Source organism: Frankia sp. QA3 (assembly GCF_000262465.1).
Taxonomy (GTDB): domain Bacteria; phylum Actinomycetota; class Actinomycetes; order Frankiales; family Frankiaceae; genus Frankia.
Genome location: NZ_CM001489.1, coordinates 5863710 through 5878750 on the forward strand (window position 1 = coordinate 5863710; position 15041 = coordinate 5878750).

General features: G+C 73.7%; 12 protein-coding genes and 2 riboswitches. Of the genes, 5 read left to right on the forward strand and 7 right to left on the reverse strand.

Annotation, left to right across the window (positions count from 1 at the left end; all coding sequences use genetic code 11):
* Positions 1-562 precede the first annotated feature (562 nt).
* From FRAQA3DRAFT_RS24055 to fbaA, 6 genes are all read right to left on the reverse strand, one after another.
* Complete coding sequence (locus tag FRAQA3DRAFT_RS24055) at positions 563-1471, reverse strand: hypothetical protein (RefSeq protein WP_009741656.1); 909 nt, start codon at positions 1469-1471, stop codon at positions 563-565.
* A 117-nt stretch (positions 1472-1588) separates the two neighbouring features.
* Positions 1589-2872, reverse strand: a complete 1284-nt coding sequence (locus tag FRAQA3DRAFT_RS24060) for an adenylosuccinate synthase (RefSeq protein ID WP_009741657.1) — start codon at positions 2870-2872, stop codon at positions 1589-1591.
* 73 nt (positions 2873-2945) lie between these two features.
* Positions 2946-3383 carry a DUF3151 domain-containing protein gene (locus FRAQA3DRAFT_RS24065; protein ID WP_009741658.1) on the reverse strand — a complete coding sequence of 146 codons (438 nt, stop codon included), beginning with the start codon at positions 3381-3383 and terminating at the stop codon, positions 2946-2948.
* Between the two features lie 43 nt (positions 3384-3426).
* Positions 3427-4149 (reverse strand): transglycosylase family protein, encoded by a 723-nt coding sequence (locus tag FRAQA3DRAFT_RS24070; protein ID WP_009741659.1) that lies wholly within the window; start codon positions 4147-4149, stop codon positions 3427-3429.
* A 2-nt stretch (positions 4150-4151) separates the two neighbouring features.
* A riboswitch (cyclic di-AMP (ydaO/yuaA leader) is annotated at positions 4152-4350 on the reverse strand.
* Between the two features lie 462 nt (positions 4351-4812).
* Positions 4813-5493 (reverse strand): transglycosylase family protein, encoded by a 681-nt coding sequence (locus FRAQA3DRAFT_RS24075; protein ID WP_009741660.1) that lies wholly within the window; start codon positions 5491-5493, stop codon positions 4813-4815.
* Between the two features lie 7 nt (positions 5494-5500).
* A riboswitch (cyclic di-AMP (ydaO/yuaA leader) is annotated at positions 5501-5734 on the reverse strand.
* A 981-nt stretch (positions 5735-6715) separates the two neighbouring features.
* Complete coding sequence (gene fbaA, locus FRAQA3DRAFT_RS24080; RefSeq protein ID WP_009741661.1) at positions 6716-7753, reverse strand: class II fructose-bisphosphate aldolase; 1038 nt, start codon at positions 7751-7753, stop codon at positions 6716-6718.
* Between the two features lie 532 nt (positions 7754-8285).
* Between fbaA and FRAQA3DRAFT_RS24085 the strand changes: the two genes are divergently transcribed.
* The 5 genes from FRAQA3DRAFT_RS24085 to FRAQA3DRAFT_RS24105 all read left to right on the forward strand — a co-directional run bounded on the left by FRAQA3DRAFT_RS24085 (position 8286) and on the right by FRAQA3DRAFT_RS24105 (position 13666).
* Entirely contained in the window at positions 8286-9020 is a 735-nt protein-coding gene (locus FRAQA3DRAFT_RS24085; RefSeq protein ID WP_009741662.1) for a DedA family protein, read from the forward strand.
* A 240-nt stretch (positions 9021-9260) separates the two neighbouring features.
* Entirely contained in the window at positions 9261-9998 is a 738-nt protein-coding gene (locus FRAQA3DRAFT_RS24090; RefSeq protein WP_009741663.1) for a CAP domain-containing protein, read from the forward strand.
* A 262-nt stretch (positions 9999-10260) separates the two neighbouring features.
* Positions 10261-11592, forward strand: coding sequence for an NAD(P)-dependent oxidoreductase (locus FRAQA3DRAFT_RS24095; RefSeq protein WP_009741664.1), 1332 nt, complete (start codon positions 10261-10263; stop codon positions 11590-11592).
* Positions 11585-12154, forward strand: coding sequence for a hypothetical protein (locus tag FRAQA3DRAFT_RS24100; protein ID WP_009741665.1), 570 nt, complete (start codon positions 11585-11587; stop codon positions 12152-12154). Before FRAQA3DRAFT_RS24095 ends, FRAQA3DRAFT_RS24100 begins: the two co-directional genes overlap by 8 nt.
* 438 nt (positions 12155-12592) lie before the next feature.
* Complete coding sequence (locus FRAQA3DRAFT_RS24105) at positions 12593-13666, forward strand: nucleotidyltransferase (RefSeq protein WP_009741666.1); 1074 nt, start codon at positions 12593-12595, stop codon at positions 13664-13666.
* A 63-nt stretch (positions 13667-13729) separates the two neighbouring features.
* Here FRAQA3DRAFT_RS24105 and FRAQA3DRAFT_RS24110 read toward each other — a convergent pair whose 3' ends face one another.
* Positions 13730-15028 carry a PH domain-containing protein gene (locus FRAQA3DRAFT_RS24110; RefSeq protein WP_157467632.1) on the reverse strand — a complete coding sequence of 433 codons (1299 nt, stop codon included), beginning with the start codon at positions 15026-15028 and terminating at the stop codon, positions 13730-13732.
* Positions 15029-15041 lie beyond the last annotated feature (13 nt).

A 15041-nucleotide genomic window follows, 5' to 3' on the forward strand; every position in this document is an offset into this window, starting at 1 on the left:
CAGGCGGGGGCCGGGGGCGGCCGTCAACGCTGGTCCCCGACGCGCGGCGCCGGGGAGGGGAGCCGTCGCGGGCGCGCCGATCGGCGCGGCACCCCGACGACCGCCGGAACGAGCCGGGAGCCGTGGCGGTCGGATCGGGTCACCGTTCCAGCCTAGCGCGCAGCTGATCATCAGGTGTCCCGCGCCCACCCGTTGACGGTCATCCATCGGGACAAATCGGGCGAAGCCCGGTGCGAGCCCAGTCGCGCCCCAGCCCCAGCCCCAGCACCGGCCCCGGCCCCGGCCCCAGCCCCAGCACCGGCCCCGGCCCCAGCCCCGGCCCCGGCACCGGCCCCGGCAATCATGGTGTTCCGCGGAACCGCCGCATCCTTCTGCCACCAGTTGCGCACGGAATCGTGCCGAGGCTTAGCCGCGGTTCTGGGCCGCAGAACCGTGAGTAGGCCTCGGCACGATCTGGCTGCTATCCGGCCGGTAGCCTGCCTGGCGGGCAGCGGCCGGAGCCGTGCGAGCAGGGTTGACTAACGATGACCCAGGGTCAACTAGCGGTGCGGAATCACTCGGTCTAGAGGCCGACGCCCGCGCGCCAGAGCAGGTGAGCCATCCCGTGCACCAGGTGCAGGGCGCAGCGGCGGGCGTCCACCTCGGCCATGCCGGCGACGATGACGGCCGCGTCGACCGGCCAGACTCGGACCTCCCGGCCGAGCACCGTCAGCGGCGCCGGGTCGTCGCGGCCCTCGAAGGCGCGCCCGCCCGGCTCGACGAACAGGTGCAGCGACCGCCCGGCGGCGGGGAAGGACTCGCAGCGCCAGTACAGCAGCGGCCAGGCCTTCAGCCGCTCGCGGCGGTGCACCCGGTGCACCCGGTGCGCCGGGTGCCCACCGGCGGCCGGCTCGTCGCCGGCATCCGCCGCGACCCGTGTGGGGATGCTCCCGTGCGGGTCGACGCCCGGGTGCGGACGGGACCCGTGCCTGCCCGTGGTCCGGTGCGGCAGGGTGCCGCGGGAGCGCACGGTGACCGGTGGCACCAGGCTCTCCGCGGCGCAGAAGTCCAGGAAGTCGCGGATCTGGGCGTCGACGTGGTTCGCGACCGCGGCGGCGCGTTCGAGCCGCTGCGCCTCGGCCCGCTTCGAGCTGCGGATGGCGTGGCTGCCGCGCAGCAGCACGTCGGTGAGCGTCTCCGGCAGCGCTTCGCCGGTGGGGGAAAAACCGACGGGCCAGGCGTCGGAGTCAGTCGGGCGCAGGTAACGGTGCTGCACCGCCGGCGCCCACAACGCCGGCCGGGTCCCCATGGCCGGCCGGGTCCCCATGGCCGGCCGGGTCCCCGTGGCCGGCCGGGTCCCCGTGACCGGCCGGGTGTCGGCGGTGCGGGTCTCCGCGGTGCGGGTGTCGGCCGCGACGGGGGTGGGCGGTGCCGGCATCTGGCCGGGCACGGAGTGATCGTCGCCGGACGGGCGGGCCCCTGCACCGGCCACCGTCCTCACCCCCACCCGTCATCGCTGAACGTTACCGTCCAAGCCTCGACGGTAACGCTGCGTTACGCAAGTGGGGGTGGATGCGGGGCGGCCGTCCGGGAGCGGCGCCGGGCGGGGTCAGACCAGGTCGTTGATGACCAGGGTCTGGTCCCGGCCCGGGCCGACGCCGATCGCGGACACGGGGGCGCCGGAGAGTTCCTCCAGCGTCCGGATGTAGTCCTTCGCGGCCGCGGGCAGGTCGGCGTACTTCCGCACCCCGGAGAGGTCCTCGTGCCAGCCCGGCAGCTCGGTGTAGATCGGGCGGGCGTGGTGGAACTCGGTCTGCGTCATCGGCATCTCGTCGACCCGCTCGCCACCGATGTCGTAGCCGACACAGATCGGCACCCGGTCGAAGCCGGACAGCACGTCCAACTTGGTGAGGAACAGGTCGGTCAGGCCGTTGACCCGCACCGCGTAGCGGGCGATCACCGCGTCGAACCAGCCGGTGCGGCGTGCCCGGCCGGTCGTCACCCCGAACTCGCCGCCGATGCGCCGCAGCTCCTCGCCGACCTTGTCGTCCAGCTCGGTGGGGAAGGGGCCGGCGCCCACCCGGGTGGTGTAAGCCTTGATGATCCCGACCACCCGGTTGATCCGCGTCGGCCCGATGCCGGCGCCGGTCGCCGCGTAGCCGGCGGTCGGGTTCGACGAGGTCACGAACGGATATGTGCCGTGGTCGACGTCGAGCAGCGTGCCCTGGGAGCCCTCCAGCAGCACGACCTTGCCCTCGCGCAGTGCCCGGTCCAGGACGAGGCTGGTGTCGGCGATGTGCGGGCCGAGGCGTTCGGCGTAGGCCGCGTACTCCTCGACCACCTCGTCCACCTCGATCCGGCGCCGGTTGTAGACCTTCGCCAGGACCTGGTTCTTCTCCCGCAGTGCGAGCTCGAGCTTCTTGCGGAAGATGCCCGGGTCGAGCAGGTCCTGGACCCGAATGCCGGTGCGGGCGACCTTGTCGCCGTAGGTCGGGCCGATGCCGCGGCCGGTGGTGCCGATCCGCGCCTTGCCCAGGTAGCGCTCGGTCACCCGGTCCAGGGCTCGGTGATGCGGCATGATCAGATGGGCGTTCGCGCTGATCAGCAGGCGCGAGACGTCGATGCCGCGGGCGGCGAGCCCGTCCATCTCGGTGAGCAGGACGCCGGGGTCGATCACGACCCCGTTGCCGATCACCGGCACGCAGTCCGCCCGCAGGATGCCGCTGGGGATCAGGTGGAGGGCGTAGTGCTCCTCCCCGATGACCACCGTGTGGCCGGCGTTGTTGCCGCCCTGGTATCGGACGACGTAGTCGACGGCGCCGCCTAGGAGGTCGGTCGCCTTTCCTTTTCCCTCGTCGCCCCATTGGGCGCCGATGAGGACGAGAGCGGGCACCGGGCGAGGTTACTAGGGATGGCAGCCACGCGTGGCCAGTCGCGCGATGCTCGCACCGGCCGGCGCCGGCAGCTCACGATGCGTCGAAGCCGAGTTCGCGTGCAGCGGCGGGATCGCTGTCGGTGAGGAAGGTCCGGCAGCGGGTGGCCTCCTCGGTCTCCCCGATGGCCGCCGCGGCGCGCCCGAGCGCGGCCAGGGAACGCAGGAAGCCGCGGTTCGGCTCGTGTGACCAGGGAATCGGCCCGTTGCCCCGCCAGCCGGCGCGGCGCAGCGCGTCGAGCCCCCGGTGGTATCCGGTGCGGGCGTACGCGTACGCCTCGACAGGCCGGTCGCCGGCCAGCGCGAGCTCGGCGAGGGCGGCCCACGGGGCGCTCAGCGCGGGCGAGGCGGCGGCCACGGCGGCCGGCGCCTCGCCCGCGGCCAGAGCGTCGGTGGCGATGGCGTCGGATGGCAGCAGCGTCGGCGGCGGACCGGAGAGCAGGTTGCGGCCCGGGTCGGACGGCGTCGTCATGGGTGCATCCTGCCGCATGGGCGGGGCGAGGAGTCGCGCCGGGTCAGGATCGGACGGTGACGTTCCACAGGTTCTGGCCGACGGTGCCGGGCTGGCCGTCGCTGACCCGGGTCAGGTAGCTGTAGAGGGCGGCGATGCCCTGGGACTGCGGGCCGAACTTTCCGTCGACGGTGAGCATGAAGCTCTTGTTGCGCATCGCGGCCTGCCAGACGAAGGCGTCCGGGCGGACGTCGTCGCCGTAGCCGGCGTTGAGGACGGTGCCCTTGTAGGAGTTGTCGCCCATCTCCTGGCGGGCGCGGTCCAGCGTCATCGGCGGCTCGACGGGGGTGAGGGCCTGCTCGACGACGTCGCCGGAGCCGGAGCTGCCGACCGAGGCCGGGCCGTTGTTCGTCAGGCCCATCTTGCGCGCGCAGGACGGCCACGGCTGCCAGCCGCGCGAGTTGTAGAGCTTGGCCGCCGCCTCGTCCTGCGTGGCGGGGGAGGCCTGGTAGGGCCGGCCGGAGTAGCCGAGGCCGTGCCAGGTCTGATCGTCGAACTGGTACGCGCCGGAGAAGCCGTTGCCGGTGTTGATGGAGTAGTTCCCGCCGGACTCGCACTGCCGGAGCTTGGCGAAGTCGCCGGCGGTGGCGGCGCCGGCCGGGGCCGCGGTGACCGCGAGCCCGCTGCCGACGATGGCCGTCACCGCGCCGGTGGTGCGAAGGATGCGACCCGCGGCCGAAGGAGCCTGCGGGGCCCGATGTTTACCACCACGCCGTCCTGACGGCATGTCAGTCCAATCCCGTCGCCTGCGGGGTGAGCTGTCGGGTGCGGGCTGGGATGGCCCGGCCGGTCCGCCCCGGGCCTTCGGTGGTGCGTGGGAATCGTTCCCCCACCGGATGGCTGGGACGAGCCTGCTTAACCCCAAGGACGTCCAAGACGCCCGAAATGGTGGGTCCCCCACTCCTGCCCGTTGCGGTGCGTACTAGTTCCAGCCGCTCGCACGTCGGGCAGGACTCGGCGTCCGTCCGAGCGGCCTCGCCGGGTGGCGAGTGATCGGCACTCTAGCGATAACGATCCAAGGGGCGCAAACCGGGGTGGTTCGGAGTAACCAGGTTGGGACGCGCGAACGGCGGAGCCCGAGAGTGCCGTCCGATCGGGCGACGGGGTGTGCCGGCGGCGGCGCCGGGTATCTCCCTGGCGGATGGCACGTCCGGTGTGGTGCTGGCGGCCGACCGGCCCGTTTCGGAACGCGCAGCGGAGATCGTCCGGGCGTCCGGGCGGGCCGGTCGGGTCGGGCTGGTGAGCTCCCCTGGCCGGTGTCACCGGGGTGGGAAGGTCGTCCGTGGCCGTGACGCGCGTCCCCGCGTCCCGGGTCGGATGGACTACGTGCGGAAGGTGCCGTTCGGCGGCGCGACGGTCGGCCGGATGGCTACCGCGCGTGATGCGGCGCTCAGCCGAAGGTGGCGCGCCAGGTCGCCGGGCCGACGATGCCGTCGACGGCCAGACCGTGGGCGCCCTGGAAGGCACGGGCGGCGGCGGCCGAGCGCGGCCCGAAGTGGCCGTCGACCGCGATCGGGTAACCGAGCTGGCTCATCCGGGTCTGCCAGGCGCGCACATCGGCGCGATCCTGCCTGACCAGCGCGGCCGTGAGGTTGTGGGTGAAGTGCGGGGTGGTGGACGCGACGGGGCTGACGCTCAGCCCGCTGCGCTGCGCCGAGCGCGACGCCTGCACCGCGCCGCTCGCCGACGAGCCCCCCGCGAGTTGGTCGGCGCCCATCCCGCGACCGCACACCGGCCACTGGCCGAAGCCGGATCGCTGGGCGAGCCGGAGCGCGGCCTCGTCCTGGACCGCCGGCGACGCCTGGTGTGGCAGTCCGCCGTAGCCCAGGCTGCGCCAGGTGCTGGCCGAGAACTGGTAGGCGCCATAGTAAGTGTTTCCGGTGTTCGTCGTGTAGTCACCGCCGGACTCGCACTGCCGCAGACCCGCCCAGGTTGTCGCCGCCTCGGCCGGCTGGCTGACCGCAAGGGAGCCGCCGACCGCCGCCGCGAGAACCGGAGCAACTATGAGGGCCCGCGCCCGGATACGGGTGCCGGCGCTCCATTGTCGGCCACTGGTACGTGCGTCGGACATATGTTTGTGGTCCTTCCCCACGCCTGCGAGGTGAGCTGTCGGATTCGGGCTGGGAACTGCCCGGCCATGCCAGGGATTTCCTGGGGACGTGTGCTCGCACGAAAGACCCTCGTGCGTCCGTCGCTCATGGCTTCACCCCGAGAGCATCGAATCCTTTCGACGCTCGGAGATGGTTCCCCCGTTCCTGCCGTCTGGTCTGGAGAAATCGTCGGTCGAGGGCAGGATTCGGCGTGCCGCCCGACGAATGCCGGACGTTGTCGGCCGGCACGGCGAAGACCATAACCATGCCGCCCGGCGAGTCGCCAAGCATTGAATAGGGCACGTGAAAAAGAGCACAGTCGGCGCGCCTGCTTGAATGGCCGTGGGGTGACTGGTATCGCGCGTGCGCGCCCGCTCATCAACCTGGCGGTATCGCGGACGGGGGTATTTGTGTCCGGCTGATCACCCTGTTTGCCGATGGGTGACGGCGAGCAGAGCGTGGTGAATCGCACCGAATGGGTGACCTGCGGAGAAGCAATATCGACTGTGGGCCGACGCGCCCGATGGGCGCATTGGCCCGCTTACCCCGGTTCGTCCCGTGCAGCCTACCTCTGTGAGAAAAACAACGGAAACCTGGTCGTGACTCACATTGCTGTCATTCGAGTGCGCGGCGCGTCCGACCGGGCACGCAGCGGTGTGGCGGCGCTCGGATGTCCAGGTCCCGGGGGAGGATGTCCTGGTTGGGCCCACGGGGCGTCCGACGCGGCCGCACGTCCGCCTCGTGCGGGTCGATCTGGCCGAAACCTGCTAGCTGCTAAGCGTGACCGGGCAACGGACCCGAGGCGGACCACTCGGCGAAAAACAGTGGTCCCCCAGTCGCGTGACGCAACTGGGGGACCGTGGGTGCCCGCATGATACGGGACATCGTCCGGACTGTCGGTGGTGCGGAACCAGCCCGATGTCCGTTCTGCGTCGGTCGCTCCGTCCTGGCCGCCGGGGCCCGCCGGAATCCGCGCGCCCGTCGGAATCGCCGCCGGCACGCGCCGGCGAGGGGGCCGGATCGCCGCAGCGGCAGGCCAAACCGGCAGATTCGGTGAATGCCACCCGGCTGGCCCGGGCCGGCCCGGTGTTGTCCGGATCGGTCCGGACGGTGCCCGGCGGCGGACCGTGGGCGACGATCGCCGGGTGTCGTCCTCCGGGCCGGGACGGTTCCGGCCGGGCCGGGCTCGGGAGCGAGCGGTGGCTATGCCTTGCTGAGGGACCGACCGGCGGAGCGGAGGTCCTCGCACGCCTGGGCCACGCGGGCCGCCATACCGCTTTCGGCGAGCTTTCCATAGGTGCGCGGGTCGTATGCCTTCTTCGCCCCGACCTCGCCGTCCACCTTGAGCACACCGTCATAGTTCTTGAAGATGTGGTCCACGATGGGGCGGGTGAATGCGTACTGGGTGTCGGTGTCCACGTTCATCTTCACGACCCCGTAGTCCAGGGTCTCCCGGATCTCGCTGAGGTCCGAGCCGCTGCCGCCGTGGAAGACGAGGTCGAACGGCTTCGACCCGGCCGGCAGACCCAGCTGCTGGGCCACGTGATCCTGGCCATCGCGCAGAATCGTCGGGCGAAGCTTGACGTTTCCGGGCTTGTACACGCCGTGCACGTTGCCGAAGGTCGCGGCCAGCAGGTAGCGGCCCTTCTCGCCCGAACCGAGGACCTCCGCGGTCCGCCACATGTCGCCCGGCGTGGTGTAGAGCTTCTCGTCGATCGCGCCGACGACGCCGTCCTCCTCGCCGCCGACGACCCCGATCTCGACCTCGAGAACGATCTTCGCGGCGGCGGCGTCAGCGAGCAGCTCTTCCGCGATCTTGAGGTTCTCCTCGAGCTCGACGGCCGAGCCGTCCCACATGTGGGACTGGAACAGCGGCTCGCGGCCCGCGGCGACCCGCTCTTTCGAGATCGCGATGAGCGGCCGAATGTAGGTGTCGAGCTTGTCCGCCGGGCAGTGGTCGGTGTGCAGTGCGATGGTGACCGGGTAGGCCTTCGCGACGTGGTGGGCGTACTCGGCCAGGGCCTCCGCGCCCAGGACCATGTTCTTCACCGTCGAACCGGACAGGTACTCCGCACCGCCGGTGGAAACCTGCACGATCCCGTCGCTGCCCGCCTCGGCGAATCCCCGCAGGGCGGCGTTGAGGGTCTGTGACGAGGTGACGTTGATCGCGGGGTAGGCGAAGGACTCGGACTTCGCCCGGTCGAGCATCTGGGCGTAGGTCTCTGGCGTGGCGATGGGCATCGGTGGGGCTCCTTGTCGAAGCTGTCGGGGCGCCGATCAGCCATATACGGCGGCGCTGGGCAGCCCGATGGGGCCTTCAGACCGCCGTTGGACTGTTGGTGGGCGAAGGGTATGACGGCTCGCCCCGTCGGGGTGGTCGGATGCGGCCGACGTCGCCGGGTCAACCCCGGTTCCCGACACGGCGTCGGCGCGCGCCGTCCCGGGGCGGGTCTCTCGCACGGCTGTCCGGTGGCCGGTGCGCGGCTCGCGGGTGGCCCGGGGCGGCGCCACGGAGCGATCCGCCGGGCCCGCCGGCCGGCGGGTGCGCCGATGGCCGAAACGTGGCCCCGCTCCCGGCGTGGCGGCGCGCTCGTGGTCCGGCAATGGCAGGCGGGTGGTCCCCGTCCGACGGGGCGACCAGGGGCGGCCATGCGCCGCGACCAGGGGACTGGGGTGGGATGGCCCATGCGGGTGTGGTCCGTCGGCAGGCCCGGGACGTGAACCTCGGCGACGCGCTCACCACCGGGGCGGGCCGGCCCGGCACACTGGTCTGGTGGACGTCGGCAGCCTGTCCGGGACGACGCTGTACATCGTCCTTTTCGCGATGATTTTTACCGAGAGCGGGATCCTGGTCGGATTCTGGCTTCCCGGGGACACGATCCTGTTCGCGGCCGGACTGGTCGCCGCGGACGCCGGCGCGGATGTATCCATCTATGTCCTGTCGGTCGGGGTCGCCATTGCCGCGAGTGCCGGCGCCGCCGCCGGCTATTACACCGGGCACCGGCTGGGCCGGCCCTTCCTGGAGCGCCGGTACGCCTCGGCCCTGGCCCGAACGGAGGAGTTCTACCGGCGGTTCGGAGCCGTCACGCTGGTGGCCGCCCGGTTCGTCCCGTGGGCGCGGACGTTCGCCCCGGTCCTGGCCGGGGCCGTGGCCATGCCGTGGCACCGGTTCCTGATCGCCGTGGTGTCCGGCGCGGTGGTGTGGGGGACCGGGCTGATCCTGCTGGGCTACGCGGCTTCCGCGATCCCTGGCCTGCGTGACGCCACGGGCTGGCTCGCGCTGGTGGTGGTTGTCGTCTCCGTCCTGGCGGGGGTCGGGGGCGAGTTGCTGCGCCGCCGCGCCGCCCGGGGCCGGGCCGCTCGCGGGGAGTCGGCCCCCGGGCCCGCCGCCGATCGGGAGCCGGCGAGTGATGATCATCATCCGGGTGACGGTGCGCCGGTGCCGGGACCGGTGCCGGCTATGGAACCGGACCCCTCGGCGGCCTCGGTGGCCGACCGGGAGCGGTGAGCCGCGGGTCCGCGCCGCAGTTCACCGCCGTCCGCCGCCGCGGAGGACGGGGCGTTGTCCCTTCGTGCCCCCCGGGGCTGGGCCCCTGCTCTGATCAATCCGGAGGGTAATCTCCACCACATCGCTACCCGATCGCATCGGGTAGGCAATGGGTGCTGAGGGTGGTAGTTCCTGACTACACCTGGCTAGCCTTGATCGATCCAGGCACGCGGTCGGGGGGCAGACCGAGCGAAGGGTTCGATGCAGCGCACGCGTAACCGGCACCGGGCGCCCCGGCGCCCGGTGCTGCCCGCGTGCGGCGCGGCGGCGGGCGTCCTGCTGGTCACGCTCGTGTTCACGCTGTGGGCCGCCGGCGGTGCCGGCTCGCCCACGGGCAGCCCCGACGGGGCCGCCGCCGGCGCATCCCCCGGCCAGGCCGGGTCGCGCACCCTGACCGCGGCGCGCACCCCGGCGCGAGCGCTGGCGGCGCCCCTGGCCGGCACGGCCGGTGCGCAGCCGGCGCCGAAGACCGGTGCGGGCGCGGCGGGAACGGCCCCCGCGGGCGCCGCCGGCCTCGTCGCGCTCGGCCAGCCGGCGGGCCGGACCCGGCTGGTCACCGACGTGATCGCCGCCACGAACCGGGAGCGACGGGCGGTCGGCTGCCGGGACCTGGTGGCCGATCCGGTGCTGGCCGCGGCGGCCTGGGCGCACAGCGTCGACATGGCTGTGTCCGGCTACTTTCGCCACGACAGCCCCGACGGCCGCAGCCCGTTCGACCGGATGACGGCCGCGGGCTTCGACTTCTCCGTCGCCGCGGAGAACATCGCCGCCGGGCAGCGCAGCGCCGCCGAGGTCGTCCGGGACTGGATGGACAGCCCCGAGCACCGGGCGAACATCCTCACCTGCTCGCTGACTCGGATCGGCGTCGGTCTCGCGACGGGCGGTGCCTACGGCTACTACTGGACGCAGGACTTCGCGACCCCCGAAACGGGCCCCTGACGCGATCCCCCGGTCTGGTCCCGCGCCTGCCGACCGCCCCAGGCACCGGCGGGTTCCGGTCGCGCGCGGGAACGGGGGCCGGCCGGCCGGGTGGACTCGCGCCGATGGTCCGCGGCCGCAGACCGGTCGATCCCGTAGGGTCGGGACGTCGTCGCCGACGGCAGCGAGTGCGGCACGGCCGGCGGAGCTGACTGCGGCGGTCGCGACAGGACCGTCGACGCGGGTGACCCGGGCGTGGGTGACCCGGGTAGGAGGAGTGGCCGTGGTTCGGGCGGTGGTTACCGGCGCGGCCGGGTTTCTCGGTGGAGCGCTGGCGCATGCCCTGCGCCGGCAGGGCGTCGACGTCGTCGCGCTGGATGTCCGGCGCGGCCCCGGCGTGGTGCAGGCCGACATCAGCCGGCCAGGTGGGTGGGAGCGGGCGCTCGACGGGGCCGAGCTGGTCATCCACGCCGCCGCCGTGGGGACCGGTGGCGTCGCGGAACTCACCCCCGTGCGCCCGGGGCGCGCCGGGGCGCCGCTGCGGGTCTCCGGCGCCGAGGTCCGGCGCGTGACGCTGGGCGGCACCGCTGCCCTGCTCGACGCGGCCGCTCGCGCCGGGGTTGCGCGTTTCCTGCACCTGTCCTGCGTGGACGTGTTGTCGCGGGTGGCGCCGCGCGGCGGCGAACGGGCCGAAGCAGGCCTGGTGGGCGGGCCGCTGGTGGACGAGACCGCGCCGGTCGGCCTCACGGGCGACGTGCGTGCCGACGCGCTCGCCGCCGCCGAGCAGGCGGTGGGCTCGGCCGCGGCGCACGGCCTCGGTGCCACCGTGGTGCGCATCGGCGACGCCTACGGCCCCCGCGCCGGGCGCTGGACGCTGTGGCCGGTGCTGCTCATGCGGGCCGGGCGGTTCGTGCTGGTGGACGGCGGGCGCGGGGTCCTCAGCCCCGTTCACGTCGACGATGTGGTCGCGGCGGTGACGGCGGTCGCCGCCGCGGACCGGGCCGCGGTCACCGGCGAGGTGCTGCACGTCACCGGGGGCGAGCAGGTGAGCGCCGCCGAGTTCTTCGGGTACTACAGCCGGATGCTGGACCTGCCGTCGCCGCGGTCCGTGCCGGGCCGGCTCCTCGAGGCCGTGGACGCGTGGGACCGGGTCCGGGCGTTCGCGCAGGGCTACCGGGAGCGCGGCGCGACCGGGCCGGGCACCCCGGCGGCGGACCTCCCCCCGGGGGACCTGGCAGCGGGGGACCCGGCAGGGGCGGACCTGGCGGCACCGAGGCAGCCGGCGTCGGCGGGCGGTGCGCCTGCCGTGGACGCGCCGGGATCGGCCGGGACCGCCGCGGTGGCCGCCGCGCCCGTGCCGGGCCGGCCCGGCGGCGCCCTGGTCCGCGGCCTCGGGGCCCGGCTCGTTGCCGGCGTCGACCCGCGCGCCCGGGTGGACCTCGGGGCGCTCGGCGTGCGCGAACTGACCCGAGACGCCGGCTTCTCCATCACCCGGATCGGCAGCCTGGCCGGCTGGTCGCCCGCCGTTCCACTCGCCGACGGCATGGACCGCACCGAGTCGTGGCTGCGCGAACGCGGCCTGCTCGGGGTCCGGGAACCGTCGCGCCGTGGGTGAAGGGCCGACCCTCACCACGCCCCGGCTGCTCGCCCTGCCGTTGACCGTCTGGAACGCAGGTTATGTCGCCGAGGAACTCGCGCCCACGCTGGCGTTCACGGCGGTCGTCGCCCGATCGGGCGGGCGCGGCGGGGACGGGGTCGGCCCCTACGGCGGGATCGTCGGCACCGATCCGCATGCCGCCGCCCCGGATCCCCTCGACCCGGCCGGCTCGCTGCGCCGCGAGCTGCGCCGCCGGGCCGGCGCCGGGCGGTCGATGCTGACCTGGGTGCTGCGGCGCAAGTCGGGGCCGGCGGCCGTCGGCCTGGTCGCCGCGGACACCCACGGCCGCCGCGCCGTGGTCGGGGTGTCGATCGTGCTCGGCTGCCGGCGCGAGGGCTACGCGACCGAGGCCGTCCGCGCGGTCGCCGGCTGGTTCGAGTACCGCGGCGCCTTGGTGGAGACGAGGATTCGCCGCGGCGACGGCGTCGGGAAGCGGCTGGGGCAGGCGACCTCGTTCGTGCCCACCCCCGTTCTGATAGCCGACTGGTGGCGGATCTGGCTGCGCCCGCCGACGGGCTGATCATCCCCGGCGTCACGCACCGTCATGTGGCCCGGTCGGGTGCCCGTCGGTGCGGCCCCACCGCGGCCGTCCCGGCGCTCCCCGCGTCCGCTACCGGCCGTTTCGCGCTCGCCGGACCGGAAAGCACCTGCCCAGCGCTGTTTCACGCCGCTGTGGAGTGTTGTGTCGGCGTTGCCGTTGCGGTGTCCTGTTGTCAGCCGCCCGACAGCCGGCTTCTCGTAGTTTCGTCGTCACACGGCGAGCGGTGGACACGCCGCGGCGGCAGCCCCCTGTTCAGACCGTGATGCCCTGGGGCACCATGTAAAGCGATGTCGCGACCGTTGGCCGACGGGCCGAGTGAGGGCGGGGCGTCCGGGGCGGTCCGTGGGAGGTCCGCCGCGCGTCCGGGGAGGGGAGCCCGAACGGTTCGGCGCTACCTGCGCCTGGGAGGTCAGCACCATGAGCGTGGATACCCCTCGGGGGACACCGGCCGGAGTCCGGCCGGGAGAGGTCACCTATGACCATCTGATCATTCCGTCGCACTGGCGGCGATCCAACGAGTCCACGCCCGGCGCGCCCAACGCGTTGTTTCCACCCAATGGCGGCGCGCCTGCCCAGCCGGCCCCGCCACCGATCAACCCGACGACCGGGGCGATGACCGGCCCTCTGCTGGTCGGGACGACTGCGCGGGCCTTCGCCAAGCTGGATGACCTGATCCGGCTCAGCGCCGAGGACAAGGCGGTGATCGCCGCCCGCCGGGACGAGGCCGAGCGGGCGCTGCGGGCGATCTTCCCGCCCCGGTGCGCGCTGCCGCTGGTCGGCGTCGCGACGATCGGGTCGGCCGGTCGGGACACCATGATCCGGCCGCTCGACGAGGTCGACATCTTCGCCGTCTTCTCCGCCGCGAACAGCGCCTGGAAGCGGTTCCGCTGGGACTCGCGCGACCTGGTGCTCTGCGTGCGCAACGCGATCGGCGGCGAGCGGATCCAGACGATCGGCAGCCGGGGCCAGGCGCTGCGCATCGTCTACGACTCGCCGCCGGACGTGCACCTCGTCCCGGCGTTCGACCACCCCCGGGCCGGCTACGTCATGCCCGACCGGGTCGGTGGCTGGCTGCCGACCCGCCCGGAGCGGCACACGAGCTGGACCGCCGATCTCGGCCCCCGGGTGATCTCGGCGGTGCGCCTACTCAAGGCGTGGAACCGGGTGTGCGGCAGTCACCTGCGCTCGTTCCACATCGAGGCGCTCGCCGGGCAGGTTCTCGCCGGGCGCGGGCTCAACACCCGGCAGGGGCTTGCCGAGGTGTTCCGCCACATGGACGAGGTCGGCCTGGTGGCCGCGGACCCGGCGGACGTCGGCGGTGACCTGTCCGCCTATCTGCGCCCGGAGGACGTCGACGCGCTCGGGGAGACCATCCGCCTCGCCCGGATCTACTCGGCGAAGGCGGTCGACGCGGAGCAGGCCGGGGACCACGAGGAGGCTGTGGCCCTGTGGGGCTCGGTGTTCGGCCCGGAGTTCCCGACCTTCGGCTGAGCGGCCCCTGGCTCCCGTTCCCCGAGGCCACCCCCGAGGCCGGGCCTCGGTCAGGCTGGGCGCTCAGGTCATCCACCGGTCCGGCACGCCCGCGCGGCGGCCCAGCCGGGACCGTTCGGCCTGCGCGGCGACGATCCGCAGCGCCTCGGCACCGTCGCGCAGGCCGGCCCGCACCCGCACGGGTCCGCCGGTGGTGTCCAGGTGCACGTCGGCCAGGCGCAGAACCCGGGCCAACGGGTTCGCCACCAGGCGGATGCTCTGCACCTTGCCGTGCGGGATGAGATCGGTGTGCCGGCGTAGCAGTCCGTGGCGAGCGACGAAGACCACGTCGTCGGCGCCGCAGGACAGCACCCGCCAGTGGATCGGGGCGAGCAGCGCAGCCCGGCGCGGCGGGCGGGCCAGCTCGACCGCGGCCACGTCCACCCCGGGCAGCAGCTTGCCGATCAGCTCCAGTGCCTCGTCCCGGCGGGCGACCGGGAGCAGGACCGACGGGCCGCCACCGGCCACGTTCATCCGGATGGTCACCCAGCCGCACGGGCGCCACAGCATCGGCTCCCCGATGCTGATCGCCTGAACCCGTCCCGGCGGGACGGTGGCGTGGGCGCGCTCGAGCAGCCCGCTGTCGATGCGCAGCCCGTCCGGCGACTCCGACACGGCGTACGGGTAGCCGGCGGCGAAGATCCGGAAGGTCGTGTGCCAGAGCCAGCCGAGCAGCGGGATCGCGCCCAGGACGCCGGCGAGAGTGCCGGTGAGCAGCGACGGCGTGGCGATCGCCGCCGCCCCGAACAGTGCCGCCCACGGCGCGGGCGACAGGGCGATCGCGGCGATCAGCCGCCTTGGCGGCACCTCGGCGAGGGGATGGTGCGGCGCTTCGCCGACGTCGCGGGCGAGCCCGGCCGCGGTGGCGAGCAGCTCGGCGCGCAGCCGGTGGGCGTGCCCGATCGACAGGTACCGCAGGTCGGACCCGGAGTCGCCGCCGTCGGAGTCGGACCGTTCCCGGCGCTCCCGGCCCGCCAGGTCCAGGCGCAGGATGGCCAGCCCGGCCATCCGGGCGAGCAGCGGCTGGACGATGTCCACCGACTGCAGCCGGTCCAGCCGGACGTAGCGGGTGCGCCGGACCAGCAGCCCGGTGTCGAGCCGCAGGCCGTCGCGTTCGATCCGGTAGCGGGTGAACCGCCAGGCGCAGTAGCCGTAGGTGCCGGCCGCCGGGATCAGGAAGATCAGGGTGAGGCCGATGACGCGGGGCGTGACATCCTCGGCGAGGTTGCGCCCAACGGTCGCGGCGAACGCGGCGACGATCACCCAGCCGCGTAGGAACGGCGTGAGCGGGTGCAGCCGGTGGAACCCGTCCGGCGCGGCCACGGGCCCATCCGGG